The 17,220-nt window shown below is 68.0% G+C and carries 17 protein-coding genes; 6 read left to right on the forward strand and 11 right to left on the reverse strand.

The annotated features are described in order from the left end of the window. Window positions 1-245 precede the first annotated feature (245 nt). Window positions 246-1,418: an acyl-CoA dehydrogenase family protein gene (locus AB0N89_RS25430; RefSeq protein WP_364208666.1), complete on the reverse strand. Its 1,173-nt coding sequence runs from the start codon at window positions 1,416-1,418 to the stop codon at window positions 246-248. Between the two features lie 105 nt (window positions 1,419-1,523). On the opposite strand from AB0N89_RS25430, the gene AB0N89_RS25435 reads away from it, so the two are divergent. Beyond that, a complete protein-coding gene (locus AB0N89_RS25435) occupies window positions 1,524-3,173 on the forward strand; it encodes an AMP-binding protein (protein WP_364208669.1) in 1,650 nt (549 codons plus the stop codon). Between the two features lie 3 nt (window positions 3,174-3,176). Here the strand turns inward: AB0N89_RS25435 and AB0N89_RS25440 are convergent, their stop codons facing one another. The 10 genes from AB0N89_RS25440 to AB0N89_RS25485 all read right to left on the reverse strand — a co-directional run bounded on the left by AB0N89_RS25440 (window position 3,177) and on the right by AB0N89_RS25485 (window position 10,931). Then, window positions 3,177-3,839: a DUF3558 family protein gene (locus tag AB0N89_RS25440; protein ID WP_364208876.1), complete on the reverse strand. Its 663-nt coding sequence runs from the start codon at window positions 3,837-3,839 to the stop codon at window positions 3,177-3,179. Then, window positions 3,823-4,536: a hypothetical protein gene (locus AB0N89_RS25445; RefSeq protein WP_364208672.1), complete on the reverse strand. Its 714-nt coding sequence runs from the start codon at window positions 4,534-4,536 to the stop codon at window positions 3,823-3,825. Before AB0N89_RS25445 ends, AB0N89_RS25440 begins: the two co-directional genes overlap by 17 nt. Window positions 4,537-4,538: 2 nt before the next feature. Further along, on the reverse strand, window positions 4,539-4,892 hold the full coding sequence (locus AB0N89_RS25450; protein WP_364208675.1) for a hypothetical protein: 354 nt from the start codon (window positions 4,890-4,892) through the stop codon (window positions 4,539-4,541). After that, the gene (locus tag AB0N89_RS25455) at window positions 4,889-5,197 is read right to left on the reverse strand and encodes a YbaB/EbfC family nucleoid-associated protein (protein WP_364208678.1); all 309 of its coding nucleotides are present in this window, start codon (window positions 5,195-5,197) and stop codon (window positions 4,889-4,891) included. Before AB0N89_RS25455 ends, AB0N89_RS25450 begins: the two co-directional genes overlap by 4 nt. Then, window positions 5,194-5,619: a YbaB/EbfC family nucleoid-associated protein gene (locus AB0N89_RS25460; RefSeq protein WP_364208681.1), complete on the reverse strand. Its 426-nt coding sequence runs from the start codon at window positions 5,617-5,619 to the stop codon at window positions 5,194-5,196. The genes AB0N89_RS25455 and AB0N89_RS25460 overlap by 4 nt, the downstream gene beginning before the upstream one ends. 134 nt (window positions 5,620-5,753) lie before the next feature. After that, entirely contained in the window at window positions 5,754-6,251 is a 498-nt protein-coding gene (gene purE / locus AB0N89_RS25465) for a 5-(carboxyamino)imidazole ribonucleotide mutase (RefSeq protein WP_364208684.1), read from the reverse strand. An 8-nt stretch (window positions 6,252-6,259) separates the two neighbouring features. Beyond that, window positions 6,260-7,444, reverse strand: coding sequence for a 5-(carboxyamino)imidazole ribonucleotide synthase (locus AB0N89_RS25470; protein ID WP_364208687.1), 1,185 nt, complete (start codon window positions 7,442-7,444; stop codon window positions 6,260-6,262). Between the two features lie 13 nt (window positions 7,445-7,457). Further along, window positions 7,458-8,663: a glycosyltransferase 87 family protein gene (locus tag AB0N89_RS25475; protein WP_364208690.1), complete on the reverse strand. Its 1,206-nt coding sequence runs from the start codon at window positions 8,661-8,663 to the stop codon at window positions 7,458-7,460. After that, window positions 8,638-9,990 (reverse strand): glycosyltransferase 87 family protein, encoded by a 1,353-nt coding sequence (locus AB0N89_RS25480; RefSeq protein WP_364208693.1) that lies wholly within the window; start codon window positions 9,988-9,990, stop codon window positions 8,638-8,640. Before AB0N89_RS25480 ends, AB0N89_RS25475 begins: the two co-directional genes overlap by 26 nt. A gap of 80 nt (window positions 9,991-10,070) precedes the next feature. Beyond that, window positions 10,071-10,931, reverse strand: coding sequence for a GGDEF domain-containing protein (locus AB0N89_RS25485; protein ID WP_364208696.1), 861 nt, complete (start codon window positions 10,929-10,931; stop codon window positions 10,071-10,073). Between the two features lie 258 nt (window positions 10,932-11,189). Between AB0N89_RS25485 and AB0N89_RS25490 the strand changes: the two genes are divergently transcribed. The 5 genes from AB0N89_RS25490 to AB0N89_RS25510 all read left to right on the forward strand — a co-directional run bounded on the left by AB0N89_RS25490 (window position 11,190) and on the right by AB0N89_RS25510 (window position 17,045). Then, window positions 11,190-13,466, forward strand: coding sequence for a sigma-70 family RNA polymerase sigma factor (locus AB0N89_RS25490; RefSeq protein ID WP_364208699.1), 2,277 nt, complete (start codon window positions 11,190-11,192; stop codon window positions 13,464-13,466). Between the two features lie 9 nt (window positions 13,467-13,475). Beyond that, window positions 13,476-13,976 (forward strand): GtrA family protein, encoded by a 501-nt coding sequence (locus tag AB0N89_RS25495; protein ID WP_364208702.1) that lies wholly within the window; start codon window positions 13,476-13,478, stop codon window positions 13,974-13,976. An 85-nt stretch (window positions 13,977-14,061) separates the two neighbouring features. Further along, window positions 14,062-14,601 (forward strand): GtrA family protein, encoded by a 540-nt coding sequence (locus AB0N89_RS25500; RefSeq protein WP_364208705.1) that lies wholly within the window; start codon window positions 14,062-14,064, stop codon window positions 14,599-14,601. Between the two features lie 236 nt (window positions 14,602-14,837). Beyond that, window positions 14,838-16,196, forward strand: coding sequence for an MDR family MFS transporter (locus tag AB0N89_RS25505; protein ID WP_364208708.1), 1,359 nt, complete (start codon window positions 14,838-14,840; stop codon window positions 16,194-16,196). A 12-nt stretch (window positions 16,197-16,208) separates the two neighbouring features. Further along, window positions 16,209-17,045 (forward strand): NAD(P)H-binding protein, encoded by an 837-nt coding sequence (locus tag AB0N89_RS25510; RefSeq protein ID WP_364208711.1) that lies wholly within the window; start codon window positions 16,209-16,211, stop codon window positions 17,043-17,045. Window positions 17,046-17,220: the final 175 nt, after the last annotated feature.

Below are 17,220 nucleotides of genomic sequence, written 5' to 3' on the forward strand. Positions count from 1 at the left end.
GAACTGCTCCGGATACTTCGAACGAGACACCAGGACATCCTCCCTCCAGACCACTGTCTGGAATCAAGGTGTCCGCACCACAGGGGCAACTCCACACACGTGTTCGCCGTTCAATCACGCGAGTTCGCCGTCTGATCACGGGTGCGCGCTCGATTCGTCCTCCGGTCGCGGCGGCCCCAGATACATGAAGGCCCCCTTCCTTGCGCCTGGCGCAAGGAAGGGGGCCTTCATGTACTTAGGCAGACTCAGCCCTTGAGCAGGGCGCGCGCCATGACCATGCGCTGGATCTGGTTGGTGCCTTCGTAGATCTGGGTGATTTTCGCGTCGCGCATCATGCGCTCCACCGGGAAGTCGCGCGTGTAGCCCGCGCCACCGAAGAGCTGCACCGCGTCCGTCGTGACCTGCATCGCGATGTCCGACGCGTACGCCTTCGCGGCCGCGGCCACGTAGCCGCCGCGCTTGTCGCCACGCTCGGTCGCCGCGGCGGAGGCGTAGACGAGGTTCCGGGCGGCCTCGATCTTGATGCCCATGTCGGCCAGCATGAACTGGACGCCCTGGAACTCCGAGATCGACTTGCCGAACTGCTTGCGCTCCTTGACGTACGCGACGGCCGCGTCGAGCGCGCCCTGCGCGATGCCCAGCGCCTGCGCGCCGATGGTCGGGCGGGTGTGGTCGAGGGTACGCAGCGCGGTCTTCAGGCCGGTGCCGGGCTCGCCGATGATGCGGTCGGCCGGGATGGTGCAGTTCTCGAAGTGGATCTCGCGGGTCGGCGAGCCCTTGATGCCGAGCTTCCGCTCCTTCGAGCCGACGGTGAAGCCGGGGTCGTCCTTGTGCACGACGAACGCGGAGATGCCGTTGGCCTTCTTCTCGGCCTCGGGGTCGGTCACCGCCATCACGGTGTACCAGGACGATTCACCCGCGTTGGTGATCCAGCACTTGGTGCCGTTCAGCACCCAGTGGTCGCCGTCGAGCTTCGCGCGGGTGCGCATCGAGGCGGTGTCCGAGCCGGCTTCGCGCTCCGAAAGCGCGTAGGACGCCGAGGCCTCACCGGAGGCGATCGAAGGCAGGACGAGCTTCTTGAGGTCTTCCGACGCCGAAAGGATGATCGGCACCGTGCCCAGCTTGTTGACCGCCGGGATCAGCGACGCCGACGCGTCGACGCGCGCGACCTCTTCGATCACGATGCAGGCGGCGATGGCGTCCGCGCCCTGGCCGTCGTAGGCCTCTTCGATGTGGACGGCGTTGAAACCCGACTTGACCAGCGCGTTGTACGCCTCGATCGGGTAGCGCTCGTCCTCGTCGACCTCGGCCGCGTACGGCTCGATCTCCTTCTCCGCGAGGGCACGCACCGCGGCCCGCAGCTCCTCGTGCTCCTCGGCAAGCTGGTACAGACCCGGGCCGTCAGACACCTTCGTCACCTCTTCTAAGCGCGTTTGGGAGTTTGTCCGATGTTAGCGCTCGTTCACATCGTGCGACATCGCGAGCGCTTGTGTCTTTGACCGCAAAGTCCGTACGTTCGGGTGATGCAGCTCACCCCGTTCCCCCGGTCGCTCGACTATCCCGAGGTCCCCGTCGGCTCGGTACTGGCCGGAGCCGCTGCCCGCTGGGGCTCCCGCACGGCCTTCGCCCACGGAGACCGCAGCCTCACCTTCGCCGAGACGTACAGCGCAGCCTGCCGGTTCGCGAACGCCCTGCGTGCCGAGGGCATCGGCCGGGGCGACGTCGTGGCGCTCCACCTGCCGAACTGTCTGGCGTACCCGATCGCGTACTACGGGACGCTGCTCGCGGGTGCCACCTTCAGCCCGGCGAATCCCCTGCTCCCGCCGGACGACCTCGCCTTCCAGCTGGCCGACGCCGGCGCCGTCGCCGCCGTCACGGTCGGCCCGGTCGCCCGCGTGCTGGCGTCCGTCCGTGACCGGACCTCGGTCCGGCTGAGCATCGTTGTTCACCCGCCCGAGGGTCTGGCCGAGGGCGAGGTCGAGTTCACGGAGTTCCATTCCGGTCACTCCGACCAGCGGCCGGACGTGGAGATCGACATCTACCGCGACCTCGCCCATCTGGCGTACACCGGCGGCACCACCGGACGATCGAAGGGTGTCTGCCTGCCGCACCGGAACGTCGTGGTCAACAGCCTGCAAAGTTCCTGCTACCGGCTGGGCGCGATCCCCGCCGTCGACGCCTCGGGCGAGGTGATCGTCGAGCAATTCGGCGATCCGGACGAATGGCCGTCCCGGATCGGCAGCGGGATCGCCCTCAACCTGACGCCGTGGTTCCACGCGATGGGGACCATCGCCGCGCTCAACGTGCCGCTGCTCGACGGCGGCACCATCGTCCTGCACGACCGCTTCGACCCGGCCGCGTACGTCGCCGACGCCGAGCTACTGCGGGTCACCACCATCGGCGGCGCGCCCGCGCTGTTCGCCGCACTGCTCGCCTGCCCCGAGTTTCACACAGCCGACCTGTCTTCGGTACTGACCATCGGTTCCGGCGCGGCGCCGATGAACCACGAGATGATCCGCGCCCTGCGGAACCGCTTCCCCGGCGTGCTCATCATCGAGGGCTACGGCCTGACCGAGGTCACCATGGGCGCCGTCATCGCGCCGTCCTATCGCTCCGCCGTCAGGAAGGTCGGGTCGGTCGGACTGCCGCTGCCCGACACCGAGGTCAAGATCGTCTCGGCCGAAGGCGGCGGAGATCCTTTGCCCGCCGGGGAAAGCGGCGAGGTGTGCCTGCGCGGCCCGCAGGTGATGACCGGCTACCGCAACCGCCCCGAGGAAACCGCGTCCGCGCTCGTCGACGGCTGGCTGCACACCGGCGACATCGGCCTCCTCGACGAGGACGGCTACCTGTCCATTGTGGACCGCAAGAAGGACATGCTGCTGTACAAGGGATACAACGTCTTCCCGCGCGAACTCGAAGAGCTGCTGATCACCCTGCCCGGCGTCACCGCCGCGGCCGTCGTCGGCAAACCGGACACCGAGGTCGGCGAACTGCCGGTCGCGTTCGTGGTCCGCAGCGACGAGAACGTCACGGCCGAGCAGCTCCTGGAGGCCGTCGGCGCCCGCGTGCTGCCGTACAAACGGCTGCGGGCGATCCACTTCGTCGACCAGATCCCGGTTTCGGCGGCGGGGAAGGTACTCAAGCTGGAGCTGCGAAAGCAGCTCGCCGACTGACGCTCAGCGACCGCGGAGGTTGCCGATCACGAACTCCGCGGCCTTGAGCGCCGCCGCGCACCGATCGTCGCCCCAATACTGCGACTTGGCGTCGTTGACCTGGGAGTACCGGAACTCCAGCAGTTCGGTGTCCGTGACTCCGACCTCGACGGTGCAGGCCTTGAGCGTGGAGCCGTTGTACTCGAAGACCGGCGGGTTCCCGACCTGTTCGACCGCGGGAAGACCGCTGATCGACAACTCCCGCCAGTGGGAAAACTTCGCCGGATCTTCGCTCCGCCGAGTGATCCGGTCGCTGAAGTTCCCCGTTGCCGCGTCCGGGATTCCGACCACCAACGAACCAGCTCGCGATTTGTCCCACTTACAGGCGCGGTCGTACCCGATGCTGTACGACTCCGATCGCACATCCTCCGGCGGATCAGCGATCAGCGCGGCGACGTCCGTGCGCTTCAGGGCATCGCAGGGATTCAACTTGAAAGAATCCAGAGGCAGCGGATCCCGCACCGGAGTAGCCGGAATCACGTCACCGACACGGGCAGCCGCAGGCCGGTCATCGAGGAGCGGCTTTGACTTCCCGATGCCGCAGCCCGCAGCCAAGGACGCCGCCAAGAAGATCGCGCCGGCCAAGTACGTCGAACGCACGGTGATTCCTTTACTCTGGAACGGCATCAGGTTCGATCTTCCACTGTTTCTGATTGTCCATACCGGAATTCGAAGGCAGGTCGGGAATTTCAATGAAGTTGGTACCGATCTGCTCGAATCCAACTGCCGCACCGAAAAACTTACCCATTTGCTCTGCGGCAGACGCGAGCAATCCAACGAAGCTTTCCACCAATGTCCCGAACGCTTCGATGATGGTGTCGATGACGTCGGACCACATGATGGCATTGAGACCGGGAACCACTGAGGCGACCGCCGCGAGCAGCGCTTTCACATCAATGGTCGCGAGTCGCCCGGCGCAGGTTCCAAGAAATTCGATGGCCTTGGCGTATGTCTCGACAATGATTTGTCGCACATCCGACAGCACCTCGGATACACTCGCGACGGCTTCCTGCTCCTTCTCAAGGGAATTGGTCACGCTGGAGGCGTAAGTGGTGAACTGATCCGCAGCACGACCCGACCAGGTGCCGGCCAGAGACTGCACCGCCTTGCCGACATCATCGTAGGCATCGCGCATCGCCCTGCTCGTCGCGAATCGGTGAATCATCTCTTGCATTCGATTGGGATTACCCAGAAGCTTGTCACGAACATCGTCCAGCAGATGCAAGATGTCCGGGCGACCGATAAAGGGAAGATTCGCGAATTCGCGAATCTTCGCGTCCGCAACCTGCGGATATTCCGGCGGAGAACCGATAGTAGAGGTCATTTTCAGTTTCCGCCCTTCTCAAGATCGCGCAGCCGCTTGTAGTACTCGTCATCCTGGGCGTCGTAATAGTCGGCAGCCTTGTCCATCGCGCCGCCGAGCGCCATCAAGCGTTCGAAGTTCCTCCTGCTCTTGTCCTGCATATCCGCGATCATCCTGGCGAAGGCTCCAGCGATATCCACCCGTTCGCCCAGCATTCCCACGTCATTCGGGCCGAGATACAAGTCATTCAAATCGCGATCGGCGAAATCGCGGAGAACTCCACCGGCATGATAGATGCCTTCTGTCGCATTACGCAGTGATTCCGGGTAGACCTCATAGCCGGAATCACTGGAGCCCAGAGGATTGGACAACGTCAACTTTCCACTCTCCTCGATGCTTCTGCGATCATCGCGTCCTGCCTGACGGACGCAGCGTGCTCCGCGTCGTTAATGGCTCGCAGGACGTGTCCGGCCAGACTGGCGCCAGTCTGTGTTCCCACCGCATCGCGATTCAAATCGATCGACAACAGGGAACCTGAGCCCGCCACGGTTACGGTCCCCAGGCCGGCGCCGATGTTCTTGATCAAAGGCGATCTGCGGCCGCTTTCAGCGGCCTGCTCCGTGGCGATGACACTGGCATCGATCTCTTTGGCCAGGTTGTAGAGCCTGTCGTAGGTGTTCACCGGCGGTCGTCCTCCTCGTCGGAAAGAAAGTCGACCTCGTCGAAGTTTTCCTCGTAATCGGCTTCGTCACGAGCCGACCTTGGCGTCGGCCTCGGACTTGCATGATCGGCTCTGTCCCGGGAAACGCCAGGATGCGAGCTGGGCCGCGTACCGAATAGAGCGTTCACTTCGGGACCGGATGCCTCCAGCGCCGCGTTACGAGCCGCTTGGACGGCCACCACGATGCCGACCCCCAGTTCGGGCCTGCGAACACCGCTCAGCGCGGCATCGTCGATGCGGAGATCGACCAGCCGTCCTCGTCCGGTTACCGTAGCCGCGATCAGGCCGTCGGCGGATCGGCCGGCATATCTGGCGGCGGCCAGCCGAGTATCCAGGTCCGCGGCCTTTTCGCGCAGAGCGCGCAGTCTGTTCGGTGCCGTCATGAGCGCACCACGAAACCAACCATCATGTCCCCTCCTCCACTACCGGCCATTCTGACCGGCAGTGCCCACCCGACACCCTACTGTGACGATCTACGTCCGCAAGTGGTTCCGGCGCATTCAGAGGACGAAATGCGTCAGCCTTCGACGCGTTTGCGCAGGGCCGCGTCCTTGTCGAGCACGAGCTGCGCGAGATCCGCCTGGAACTGCGCCATCTTCGCCTGCAGCCCCTCGTCGGACGCGGCGAGGATGCGGACCGCGAGCAGTCCGGCGTTCCGTGCCCCGCCGACGGAAACGGTCGCGACCGGGACGCCCGCCGGCATCTGCACGATTGACAGCAACGAGTCCATGCCGTCGAGGTACTTCAGCGGCACCGGCACCCCGATCACCGGCAGCACCGTCGCCGAGGCGACCATGCCCGGCAGGTGCGCGGCACCGCCCGCGCCCGCGATGATCGCACGCACGCCGCGCGAAGCGGCCGAAGTCGCGTAGTCAAGCATCCGTTGCGGAGTACGGTGCGCCGAGTAGACACCGACCTCGTATTCGACACCGAACTCGGCCAGCGCCTGCCCGGCCGCTTCCATCGTCGGCCAGTCCGAATCGCTGCCCATGATCAGGCCAACCTGCGGCGACATTCCTACTCCTAGTGGATCTCGTAGCCGTCGAGCCAGACGGCGTGGGAAAGCCAGTGCGCGGCGAGCAGCGCGCGGTCGCGCAACTCCTCCATGCGTTCGCCCACGAGGTTGACGTGGCCGAGTTTGCGGCCGGGACGTTCGCCCTTGCCGTACAGGTGGACGCGGATGTCGGGGTACCGCGCGAACAGGTGGTGCAGCCGCTCGTCCGGCCCCATCTCCGGCGCCTCGGGAGCGCCGAGGACGTTCGCCATGACACAGGCGGGGGCGATCAGGTCGGTCAGCCCGAGCGGGTAGTCGAGCACGGCCCGCAGGTGCTGCTCGAACTGCGACGTCCGCGAGCCGTCCTGTGTCCAGTGTCCCGAGTTGTGCGGGCGCATGGCGAGTTCGTTGACCAGGAGGCCTTCGTCGGTCTCGAACAGCTCGACGGCGAGCAGCCCGGTCACGTTCAGGGTGGCCGCGATCCGCAGCGCGAGGTCCTGCGCCTCCTGCGTGCGCTCGACGCTCAGCCCCGGCGCCGGGGCGAGCACCTCGGTGTTGATCCCGCCGGACTGCACGGTCTCCACGACCGGCCACGCCGCGCCCTGCCCGAACGGGGACCGGGCCACCAGCGCGGACAGTTCGCGCCGCATGACGACCTTTTCCTCGACCAGCAAAGGAGTTCCGGCGTCGAGCAGTTCGGGGACGGTCTCGCGCGCGTGCTGCGCGGTGTCGAGCATCCAGACCCCGCGGCCGTCGTAGCCGCCCTGCGCCGCCTTGAGCACCACCGGCCAGGAGTGCTTGTCGGCGAAAGAGATTACATCGTCCACAGAGGACACTTCGGCGAAGTCCGGGCCGGGGATCTCCAGTCCGGCCATCATCTCGCGCATGACGAGCTTGTTCTGCGCCATCGACAACGCGGCCGGATCGGGCCGGATGGTGACGCCTTCCATCGCGAGCGTCAGCAGGTGCTCGCCGGGAACGTGCTCGTGGTCGAAGGTCAGCACGTCGACCCCGGCGGCGAACGAGCGCAGCGCTTCGAGGTCGGTGTGGTGGCCGTGCACGACCTCGCCCGCGACGAGGCCGGCGGATTCGTTCTCCCCGGCGGCCAGCACGCGCAGGGACTGGCCGAGGGAGATCGCCGCCTGGTGGGTCATCCTGGCCAGCTGTCCGCCGCCCACCATGCCCACGATCGGAAGACCGGTTCGTTTGTCCATAACAGGGAGCAGATTACTTGGCCGCCACCGTCGCGACCTGGGCGGACCCGCGTCGCAGCTCCCGCACGGCCAGGCCTGTGATGGCGATCGCAGCGGTGAGGACGTAGACGTTGCCCAGCAGCGACCAGCCCGGTCCCCAGCCGAACTCGGTCACCCCGCCGTTGGGCACGAACATGATCACGCCGCTCGCGAACAGCACCGCGACGCCCGCGGCCGGAACCCACGACCGGCGGATGACGAGCAGGACGAGCAACGGCACCGTCCACACCCAGTGGTGTGACCACGACACCGGCGAGACCAGCAGCCCGTAGAACGCGGTCACCAGCAGCGCGCCGACCGCGTCGCCGCGGCGGTGCAGGCGCACGACCAGCCAGACGGCGGGGACGGCCAGGACGGCGGCGATCGCGATGGCCACCGTCAGTGACCAAGGCGCGAGTTCCGAAGCGCGGGTCACCAGGCCGTTGAGTGACTGGTTGAAGATCCAGTGCACGGAGCCGACCCGGCTGGGGTCGGTCGCCGACTCGGTCCAGAACTGGACGGCGTCGCCGGGGATCACCGCGAACATCACGGCTTCGAGCCCGGCGAACGTGCCGAGCGCGCGCAGCGCGTCCTTCCAGCGGCCGGTGAACAGCAGATGCGGCACGAAGATCAACGGCGTCAGCTTGATCGCGGCCGAGATCCCGATCAGGACCCCGGCCCAGCGCGAGCCGCGCGCCGAAAGCACCAGGACGTCGAGGACGATCAGCGCCATCAGAATCAGGTTGATCTGCCCGAGGAAGATCGTCTTCCAGACCGGCTCCAGCGCCAGCGCGCCCGCCGTGGCCAGCGGCAGAACCCACCATCGGGTGATCGGGGCGCCGCAGGCGCGGGCGACCACCGAGATCACGACGCTCAGGCAGACCAGGGAGAGCGCGCCGGCGACGCCCCAGGTCAGCCCCGCCGGGACGATCGCGAGCGGCAGGAACAGCGGCGCCGCGGCCGGGGTGTAGGTGAACGGCAGCAGCACCCACGGCGGCAGCGTCGTCAGCGCTTCGCGCGTGTAGAGCGGTTCGCCCTTCAGCAGCGTGAGGGCGCCGGCGCGGTAGACGGCGCTGTCCGCCCCCAGGTGCCATTCGCCGAGCCAGGCGACGACGCCCAGCGCGAGCATCGCCAGCGCGAGCGCGCCCGCCAGCGTGACCCCGACGAACCGGGGCTCAGCCGCCGGACGCGACTTCAGCATGTTTTTCTTCGTCCCCCGAGCCCTGCTTGCGGCGCAGGTACCACCAGCGTCCGGCCAGCGCGAGCGCCAGCACCAGCGGCATGAAGATGTACGCGCTGCCGAGGATGTTCTGCCACACCTTCCAGTGCAGCTCGACGTTGCGGCCGTTCGGCAGGATCAGCAGCACGCAACTGATGAAGACGAAGAACACCGCGAAGGTGCCGAGCCAGCGTTTCCAGGCGGTGGCGGGCGTGGTCTTCGGCAGGCGCGAGACCAGCAGGACGACCAGCGGCGCCACCCACACCCAGTGGTGGGTCCAGGAGATCGGCGAGATCAGCAGGATCCAGAACGCCGTCACCAGCATCGCCGCGAGCGCCTGCCCCTTGCGGTGGAACCGCAGGACCAGCCAGATCGCCGGGATCGCGAGCAGCGCGCCGATCCCCATCGCCGCCTTCGACGCCCAGGGCGCGAGCTCGGTGAAGCGGTTCATCAGCGCGTTCAGCGACTGGTTGCCCGCCCAGTGCACCGGGCCGATGCGGCCGGTGTCGGGCAGCGTGTAGGTCCAGTACCGGGCCGCGTCGTGCGGGATGATCAGGAACATCAGGCCCTGCATCACGATGAACGTGATGAGCCCGCGGACGGCGTCCATCCGGCGGCCGGTGATGAACAGATGCCCCAGGAAGACGATCGGGGTGAGCTTGACCGCGGCCGCGACGCCGACGAGCACCCCGCCCCAGCGGCTGCCCCTGGCCCCGATGACCAGGATGTCGAGCATCACCAGCGCCATCAGGATGATGTTGATCTGGCCGAGGAAGATCGTGCGCCACACCGGTTCGAGGCCGAGGAAGACCAGGAAGAACGCGATGGTGGACCGGGCGGGCGAGGCCCACCAGCGGGGACCGTCGGTCGAGGGCTTCGGCAGCGCGCCGATGGCGATCCGGACGCACAGCGCCAGCGCGAGCAGCGAGACCGCGGTCAGGAGCCCCCAGGCGACCTGCGTCGGGACCAGCGCGAGCGGGATGAACAGCAATGCCGCCGTCGGCGGGTAGGTGAACGGCAGCAGCGCCCACCACGGTTCCACCGGAAGGGTGTTCGCGTCGTACAGCGGATCGCCGTTGAGCAGTGTCTCGGCACCGGCGCGATACACCGCGCTGTCCACGCCGAGCACCCAGTCGTGCTGCCAGCCCCAGATACCGAAACCGATCGCGACCAGCGGGATCACCGACAGGATCAGGATCGACCTCGGCCGGACGGACAAGCGGGCGAGCGACCTCCGCAACGACAGACGATGCTGCGGTCGGCTCGCCGTAACGTCGCCGTTGGTGTCGGCGGGAACAGTCCGGGTCACGCAAACAGGAAATCATGAACCGGGTCGTCGCTGGTCCGCAGGGTCGCCGTGACCTGGAGAACGTCTTGCGATAACCCGGCTCAGGACCGCGCGAGGGAACCGAGGAGATCGCACGCCTGGTCGTAGGTCGCCGGGAGCCGGACGGCCGAGATCTGCGGACGGCCGGTGTCCCGCAACTGGGCGTCCACCGAAAGCCGCTCGTTGAGCGCCCTTCGCAGCGCGACGCCGGACGAAGCGAGCCTCGCGTCCTTCGACACCAGCGCGCCCGCGACGGACGGCCCGAGCGACGCGACGCTCTCCCCGCCGTCGAACACCTGCTTCAGCGCGTCCGCGACCAGGATCATCCCGGTCAGCCGGGGCCAGCCCGCGACCGAACTGAAGTCCATCGAGACCACGAGCAGGGTGTACACGTCCGCGACCGGCCGTTCGTCACGGCGGGCCTGGCGGTACAGCTCACTCAACCGGGTCCTCAGGTACGCGGCGGTGGGCAGTCCGGTGAGCGGTTCGGTGACCTCGGTGTTCACGAGCTGATCGGTCGCGACGTCCGCCCAAGCCAGCGCGGTCACCCGGAGTAACCGGGAAGGCGTGGTGTCGACATCCGGTGCGACGAACCCGTCGACCGCGTCCGGGTCGGCGAGCACGGCGTGCAACGCCGCGAGGTCCGCGAGCGTCTCCGCCAGCCCGGCACCCGCCGCGGCGCGCGCCCGGCCGAGTCCCGCGAGCGCGGTTTCCGCCACCTCCGCGGAGGCGACCCGGCCGTTCTTGATCACCGCGGCGCAGACGGCGTCGACCTCGGGGAGGCCCCAGTCGCTGGGGAAACGCCAGCCCGCGGCCAGACTGGCCGTCCGCCAGCGGGCCCGCAGGGCGCGAAGAGAGCGATCTCGTTCGAACCGGTTCCAGGCGGCTTGCCCGTCGGGCGCACCAGTCGCCGGTACGTCCACTGCCCACCGCCCCTTCCGTTCCGGATCTTTTCGATCTTGCGATCGCTTCACGGTGGGGACGCCGGTCCACGCCGTGCGTGACGGCGTTTTCCAAGGATCTTTCCGAACTCTTCGGTAACCCGTCACGGGTGAAGGTGTTGGGCTCTCCGGGTCATCGGCAGGGCCGCGAGGTGACGTGCGTCGCCCGGTCCGTCACACTGAGCGTGTTCGGGCGTTAGGAAGAGTAGACCCGCCTAACCCGCATGATGAAGGAGTCCCGTGTCCACCGTTCCCGCCGATCTCTCCGGTAAGAGTGACGCCGAGCTGATCGCCGAGGTGCGTGACGGGAAGATCGCGTCTTACGGAACGCTCTACGAACGTCACGCCGGCGCGGCCCACAATCTCGCCCGCCAGCTCGCCCGTTCGAGTTCCGAAGCCGACGACCTCGTTTCGGAAGCCTTCGCGAAGGTGCTGGACACGCTGCGCGGCGGCAAGGGCCCCGACGCCGCTTTCCGCGCGTACCTGCTGACAGCGCTCCGGCACACCGCCTACGACAAGACGCGCAAGGACAAGCGCGTCGACCTGAACGAGGACATGTCCGACGTCGGCGGCGCCGTCGGCGAAGCGCTGACGGTCCCTTTCTCCGACACCGCCGTCGCCGGGCTCGAGCGCACGCTCGCCGCGAAGGCGTTCGCCCGGCTGCCCGAACGCTGGCAGGCGGTGCTGTGGCACACCGAGATCGAGGGGCAGACCCCCGCCGAGGTCGCACCGCTGCTGGGGCTGACCGCGAACGGCGTCTCCGCGCTCGCCTACCGCGCCCGTGAGGGCCTGCGGCAGGCGTATCTGCAGGTCCACCTGGCCGAGAACTCCGCCGAACGCTGCCGCGCGAGCGCGGACAAGCTCGGCGCGTGGACCCGCGACGGGTTGTCCAAACGTGAACGCGCCCAGGTGGAGAGCCACCTGGACGAATGCGAGAAGTGCCGCGCGCTGGCCGCGGAGCTGGCCGACGTCAACACCGGTCTGCGCGGGATCATCGCGCCGATCGTGCTCGGTGGCGCGGCTCTCGGTTACCTGGCCACGGCCGGGGCGGGCAAGGCGGCCGCGGCCACCGCGGCCGGGGCGGCCGTCACCGCGGGCACGACTTCGGCCGCCGCGGCCGGTGCGGCGGGTTCGAACTCGGGCGGCGCCGCCGGTGCCGCCGCGGCCGGACCGCGCCAGTTCGCCACCGTGGCCGGATCGGGCGCGGCCATCGTCGCCGCCGTCGCGGTGGCGCTCGCCGCCGGTGGCGGCACCCAGGAGATCCCGGCGGCCGCGGCCGTCCCGCCGCCCGCCGTGGCACCGGCTCCCACTCCGGTGAACCCGCCTGCCGTTCCTCCGGTGGCCCCGCCCCCAAAGCCGGTGCCGCCGCCCGCTCCGCCCGCGGAACAGCCGCCGCCCGCCCAGCCGACTCCTCCGCAGCAGCCACCGCCCGCCGAGCCGCCCGCTTCTTCACCGGTGATCCCGGCGCCTCCGGCGATGACGGCGTCGACCCCGCCGGGCGGTGTCCAGCTCAAGCCCGGCGAGGCCGCCGACCTGCCGATCACAGTCCGCAACGACGGCGGATCGAAGTCCGAGCCCGTGGCGGTTTCCCTGAACCTGCCGAAGGGCGTGAGCGCCGTTCCCGCCGCCGGCGGCGGTGGCGCGATGGGCGTCAACGGTTTCCGGCAACAGGGACCGGCCCCGATCGCGGTGAGCTGCCCCGGTGGCACCGGCACGGTGACCTGCAAGACCGGTACCGGCCTCGAACCGGGACAGTCCGCGGTGCTGAAGTTCCGGCTGCTCGCCGACGAAACGGCCACGGACGGCAGCACGGTGACCGGTTCGGTGACGGCGGGCGCGCAGATCCAGGTGTCGGTCGCGGTGAAGGTCAAGGTGCCGAAGCCGAAGCCGCCGCAGGACGCGCTCACGCTCTCGGCCAAGACCGATCTCGTCTCGATGTACCCCTGGAACCGCCATCCGCTGGTGCAGGTGACCGTGACGAACACGGGCGAGTCGGCGAAGCCGGTGACGATCACCCTCGACCAGCGCCTGCTCTTCTCCTGGAGCTGGTCCGGCATCCGGTGCACTCCGACCGGCGAAGGGGCGTCATGCACTTCGCGCGGCTCGCTGGCCCCGGGCGGCAAGGCTTATCTGACGGCACAGCTGAAGAGTCGCCCTCCGCAGAACGTCCCCTTGACGGTGAACGCCACCCTCGGCACCGCGCAGGCGGTGCCCGCGCGGGTCTATTTCGACTGCTGGGGTCACTGGTGTGACGACGACAACGCGCTGCTTCCGCCGACCACGGCGCCTTCGCTGCCTTCGGTCACTTCGAAGCCACCGTCCACCTCGCAAGACCCCAAGCCGGGACGACCTGGGTGGCCTTCGCCGACGAAGAAGACTTCGCCGTCCGCGACCTCGTCGGAGCCTGCGAAGCAGGAGTCCACGCCGCCTGCCGCGACCACGAGCGCGCCGCCGCGGCCGGGCAAGTCCAAGCCGACCACGCGGCCCAACGGAGTGGTGGACCGGATCTTCGAGTAGCGTGCCCGCATGCTGGGGAGGCACCGGGAGTTACTGCGTTTCGCCGTGGTCGGGGGCGCGAGTTTCGTCATCACGATGACGGTCAACTACGGGCTGAAATTCACCGTGCTGACCGACAAACCGGTGACCGCGCTGATGATCGGCGTGCTGGTCGCGACCGTTTTCTCCTACGTCGCGAACCGTGAATGGTCCTTTCGTTTCCGCGGCGGTCGCGAGCGCGCCCACGAGGCGGCGCTGTTCTTTCTGCTCAGCGCGATCGCGCTCGGTCTCAACGCGCTTCCGCAGCTGATCTCGCGGCACGTACTCGATCTGGAACAGCCGCACGTCGGGCTGCTGACGCAGGAGATCGCCGATTTCGTCAGCGGCGCGATCATCGGGACCCTGCTCGGCACGGCTTTCCGCTGGTGGTCGTTCAAGAAATGGGTCTTCCCGGTCGCCGACGCGCGACCGCGTCTGGTGCGGGGCGAGCGGCAGGACGTGGCCGACCTCCCCGAGGAACCCGCGGCCTGATCCTGAAACCGCCCAAAGGGTCATATAACGCGCTGTCCATCCCCTCCCGGCCCATTCGGCGGCCCGCGCGAATTAGACTGGTCGGGTGACCGTGGTCGAATCCGTCCTTTCCCGGACGCCCGAGCCGCTCCGATCGGTGCTGATCAAGCACCGCGAGCTGCTGAAGTTCGCGATCGTGGGCGGCACCACGTTCCTCGTCGACAACGGCGTCTGGTACCTGCTGAAACTCAGCGTGCTGGAATCGAAGCCGACCACCGCGAAGGCGATCGCGATCATCGTCGCGACGATCGTGTCCTACATCCTCAACCGCGAATGGTCCTTCCGGACCCGCGGCGGCCGCGAGCGGCATCACGAGGCGGCGCTCTTCTTCGTGATCAGCGGGATCGCCGTGGTGGTGAACCTGATCCCGCTCTACACGTCGCGGTACATCTTCGATCTCGAAGTGCCGCACGTGACCCGGTTGGTCCAGGAGGTCGCGGACTTCACGAGCGGCTCGATCATCGGCATGTTCCTGGCGATGTTCTTCCGTTTCTGGGGTTTCAAGAAGTGGGTCTTCCCCGACGAGCTGGGCGAACGCCGCCGGGACAGCGACGAGCCGGACGACGACGTCGTTCCCCTCCGATAAGTACTTGTTAAAAGACATGTGATTGCCTAGAGTCATCCATGTCAACGTTCCTTCACTGATGACGCCGACCGGGTTCGCACGGTCGAGCGGGACGAATTCGAGGTGATCGCCAAGCGCGAAGAGGACCGCATCCGGTTCGGATGACGGTTGAGCCTTTTCCCGTCTTGGCGGGGATGCGGAGCAGCGCTCCGCGTCCTTCGCGTTCCCTCGTTTCTTCCAGTGAACGGATCCTTTTCTTGAGCACCACTCTCGGCGTGCCTCCGCGCGCCCGAAACACCCTTGCCCTCGTCGGGCTGTTCGCCGCCGTTTTCCTGGCGATGCTCGACGCCCAGGTCGTCGCGACCGCCCTGCCGCGGATGGTCGCCGAACTCGGCGGCGCCACGTCGTTCGCCTGGGTCACCACCGCGTACCTGCTGGCGGGCAGCGTCAGCGCGCCCGTCTACGGAAAGCTCGGCGACCTCTTCGGCCGCAAACGCGTCGTCGCCGTCGCGATCACGCTGTTCGTCCTCGGCTCCCTCGCCTGCGCGCTCGCGCCGACGATGCCGTTGCTGATCGCCGCCCGCGTCCTCCAGGGCGTCGGCTCCGGCGGCTTGTTCGTCGCGGTCGCCGCGATCATCGGCGAACTGTTCCCCGGCCGCGAAGGCGCCCGCTATTTCGCCTGGTTCTCGATCTGTTTCGCCGGGTCCTCGCTGACGGGCCCGGTCGTCGGCGGCGTGCTGACCGATCTCGCGGGCTGGCGCTCGATCTTCGCGCTCAACGTGCCGATCGGACTGGCCGCGCTCGTCGTCGTCGCGCGATTCCTGCGGCTCGAACGACGCCGGACGTCCGCGCCGTTCGATTTCGCGGGCATCGTCGTCCTTTCCGGCGCGATCGTCGGCCTGACCCTGGCGACGCCTTGGTCGGCGTCGATCGGCGCGGTGTTGCTCGTCGCCTTCCTGCTCATCGAACGCCGGGCGGCCGAACCGGTCATCCCGCTCCGGCTGTTCCGCGTCAGGATGTTCAGCCTGAGCGTGCTGGCCAGTGTCGCGGCCGGGTTCGTCTTCCTGGGTTCGGTCAACTACCTGGCGCTCTTCCTGCAGACCGCGGGTGGCGCCGGGCCTTCGGAAGCCGGACTCCTCCTGCTGCCCATGACGCTCGCGGTCGCCGCGGCGTCGATGGTCGCGGGCCGGGTCATCGCCAAGACCGGCGCGTATCGCTGGGCGCCGATCCTCAGCATGACCCTCGGCCTCGCCGCCGCGCTCGCGATGTCCACAATGGACGAAACCACGCCGCTGCCGCTCGTCGTCGGCTATCTCGTCGTGTTCGGCGCGGCGGCCGGGCTCAACATGCAGGTGCTTTCCATGGCGGCACAACAGAACGTCGCCCGGACCGACCTCGGCGCGGTGTCCGCGACCGTCGGCTTCCTGCGCTCCCTCGGCACCACGGCCGGACTGACCGTTTTCGGCGCAGTGTTCACGAATTCGTTCGACACCGACAGTCCCGCCGGGTACGCGTCCGCGCTCGACGGCGTGTTCTGGGTGATGGTCCCCGCCCTGGTGATCGGCCTCGCCGCCGCCCTCTTCCTGCCGCGCGTTTCGTTGCGGCGCAACCACTGAGGAGTTCTTTCGATGATTCTCGTTCTCGGTTCCACCGGCAAGATCGGCCGCGAACTCGTCCCCGCGCTGCTGGACAAGGGCGCCCGTGTACGCGCTCTGACCCGTGACCCCGCCCGCGCCCGGATCGACCCGCGCGCCGAAGTCGCCGTCGGCGATCTCGACGCTTTCGACCCCGCGCTGCTCGACGGCGTCGAGCGCGTCTTCGTCCTGACCTCCGGCCACGGCTCGGACCCGCTCGCCCAGGAACGCGCCGTGCTGAAGGCCGCCGCCGACGTCGCGCACGTCGTCAAGCTCTCCACCACCGGAGTCCACTTCGGACAGACCGATCCGATCTCCCTGGTACACACCGAAGCCGAGCAGGCCGTGCGCGAGGCAGAGCCGGACTGGACGATCCTGCGTCCCGGCACGTTCATGGACAACCGGTTCACCTGGCTGCACGCTGTGCGCGGCGACGGCGTCGTCCGGGTCCCCGAAGGCGATCCGGCGTCCGCGCTGGTGCACGTCCGCGACATCGCCGCCGTGGCCGCGACGGTGCTGACGACCGACGGCCACGGGGGCAAGACGTACCCGATCACCGGCGGCGAAGCGCTGACGACGCGGCGGCAGGTCGAGATCCTCGGCGACACTCTCGGCCGACGGCTGACCTACGTCGAAGAGCCCGAAGCCGACGCCCGCGCGCGGATGCTCGGCTTCGGCTGGCCCGCTTCGGCGATCGACGGGATGTTCGAGCTCAAACGGCAGTCCGCCGGGAACGAGGAGATCGTGTTCGACACCGTTCGCGACCTCCTCGGCCGGGCGCCGCTGACGTTCGGCGACTGGGCTCGCGAGCACGCCGGCGCCTTCGCCTGACCTGCACCTGACCTGCGGCTCGCAGGCCATCGGCGTTCCGTGAAGGGCCCCTTGAGGGACCCAGAGTCCGTGAAGGCCTCCTTCACTACCTTCAGGGTAGTGAAGGAGGCCTTCACGGACTTCCGCTTATCTCAACATCGAGAGAAACGATAGCAAGGGACCCTTGCTATCGTTC

This window comes from Amycolatopsis sp. NPDC089917 (genome assembly GCF_040684635.1).
Taxonomy (GTDB): Bacteria; Actinomycetota; Actinomycetes; order Mycobacteriales; family Pseudonocardiaceae; genus Amycolatopsis.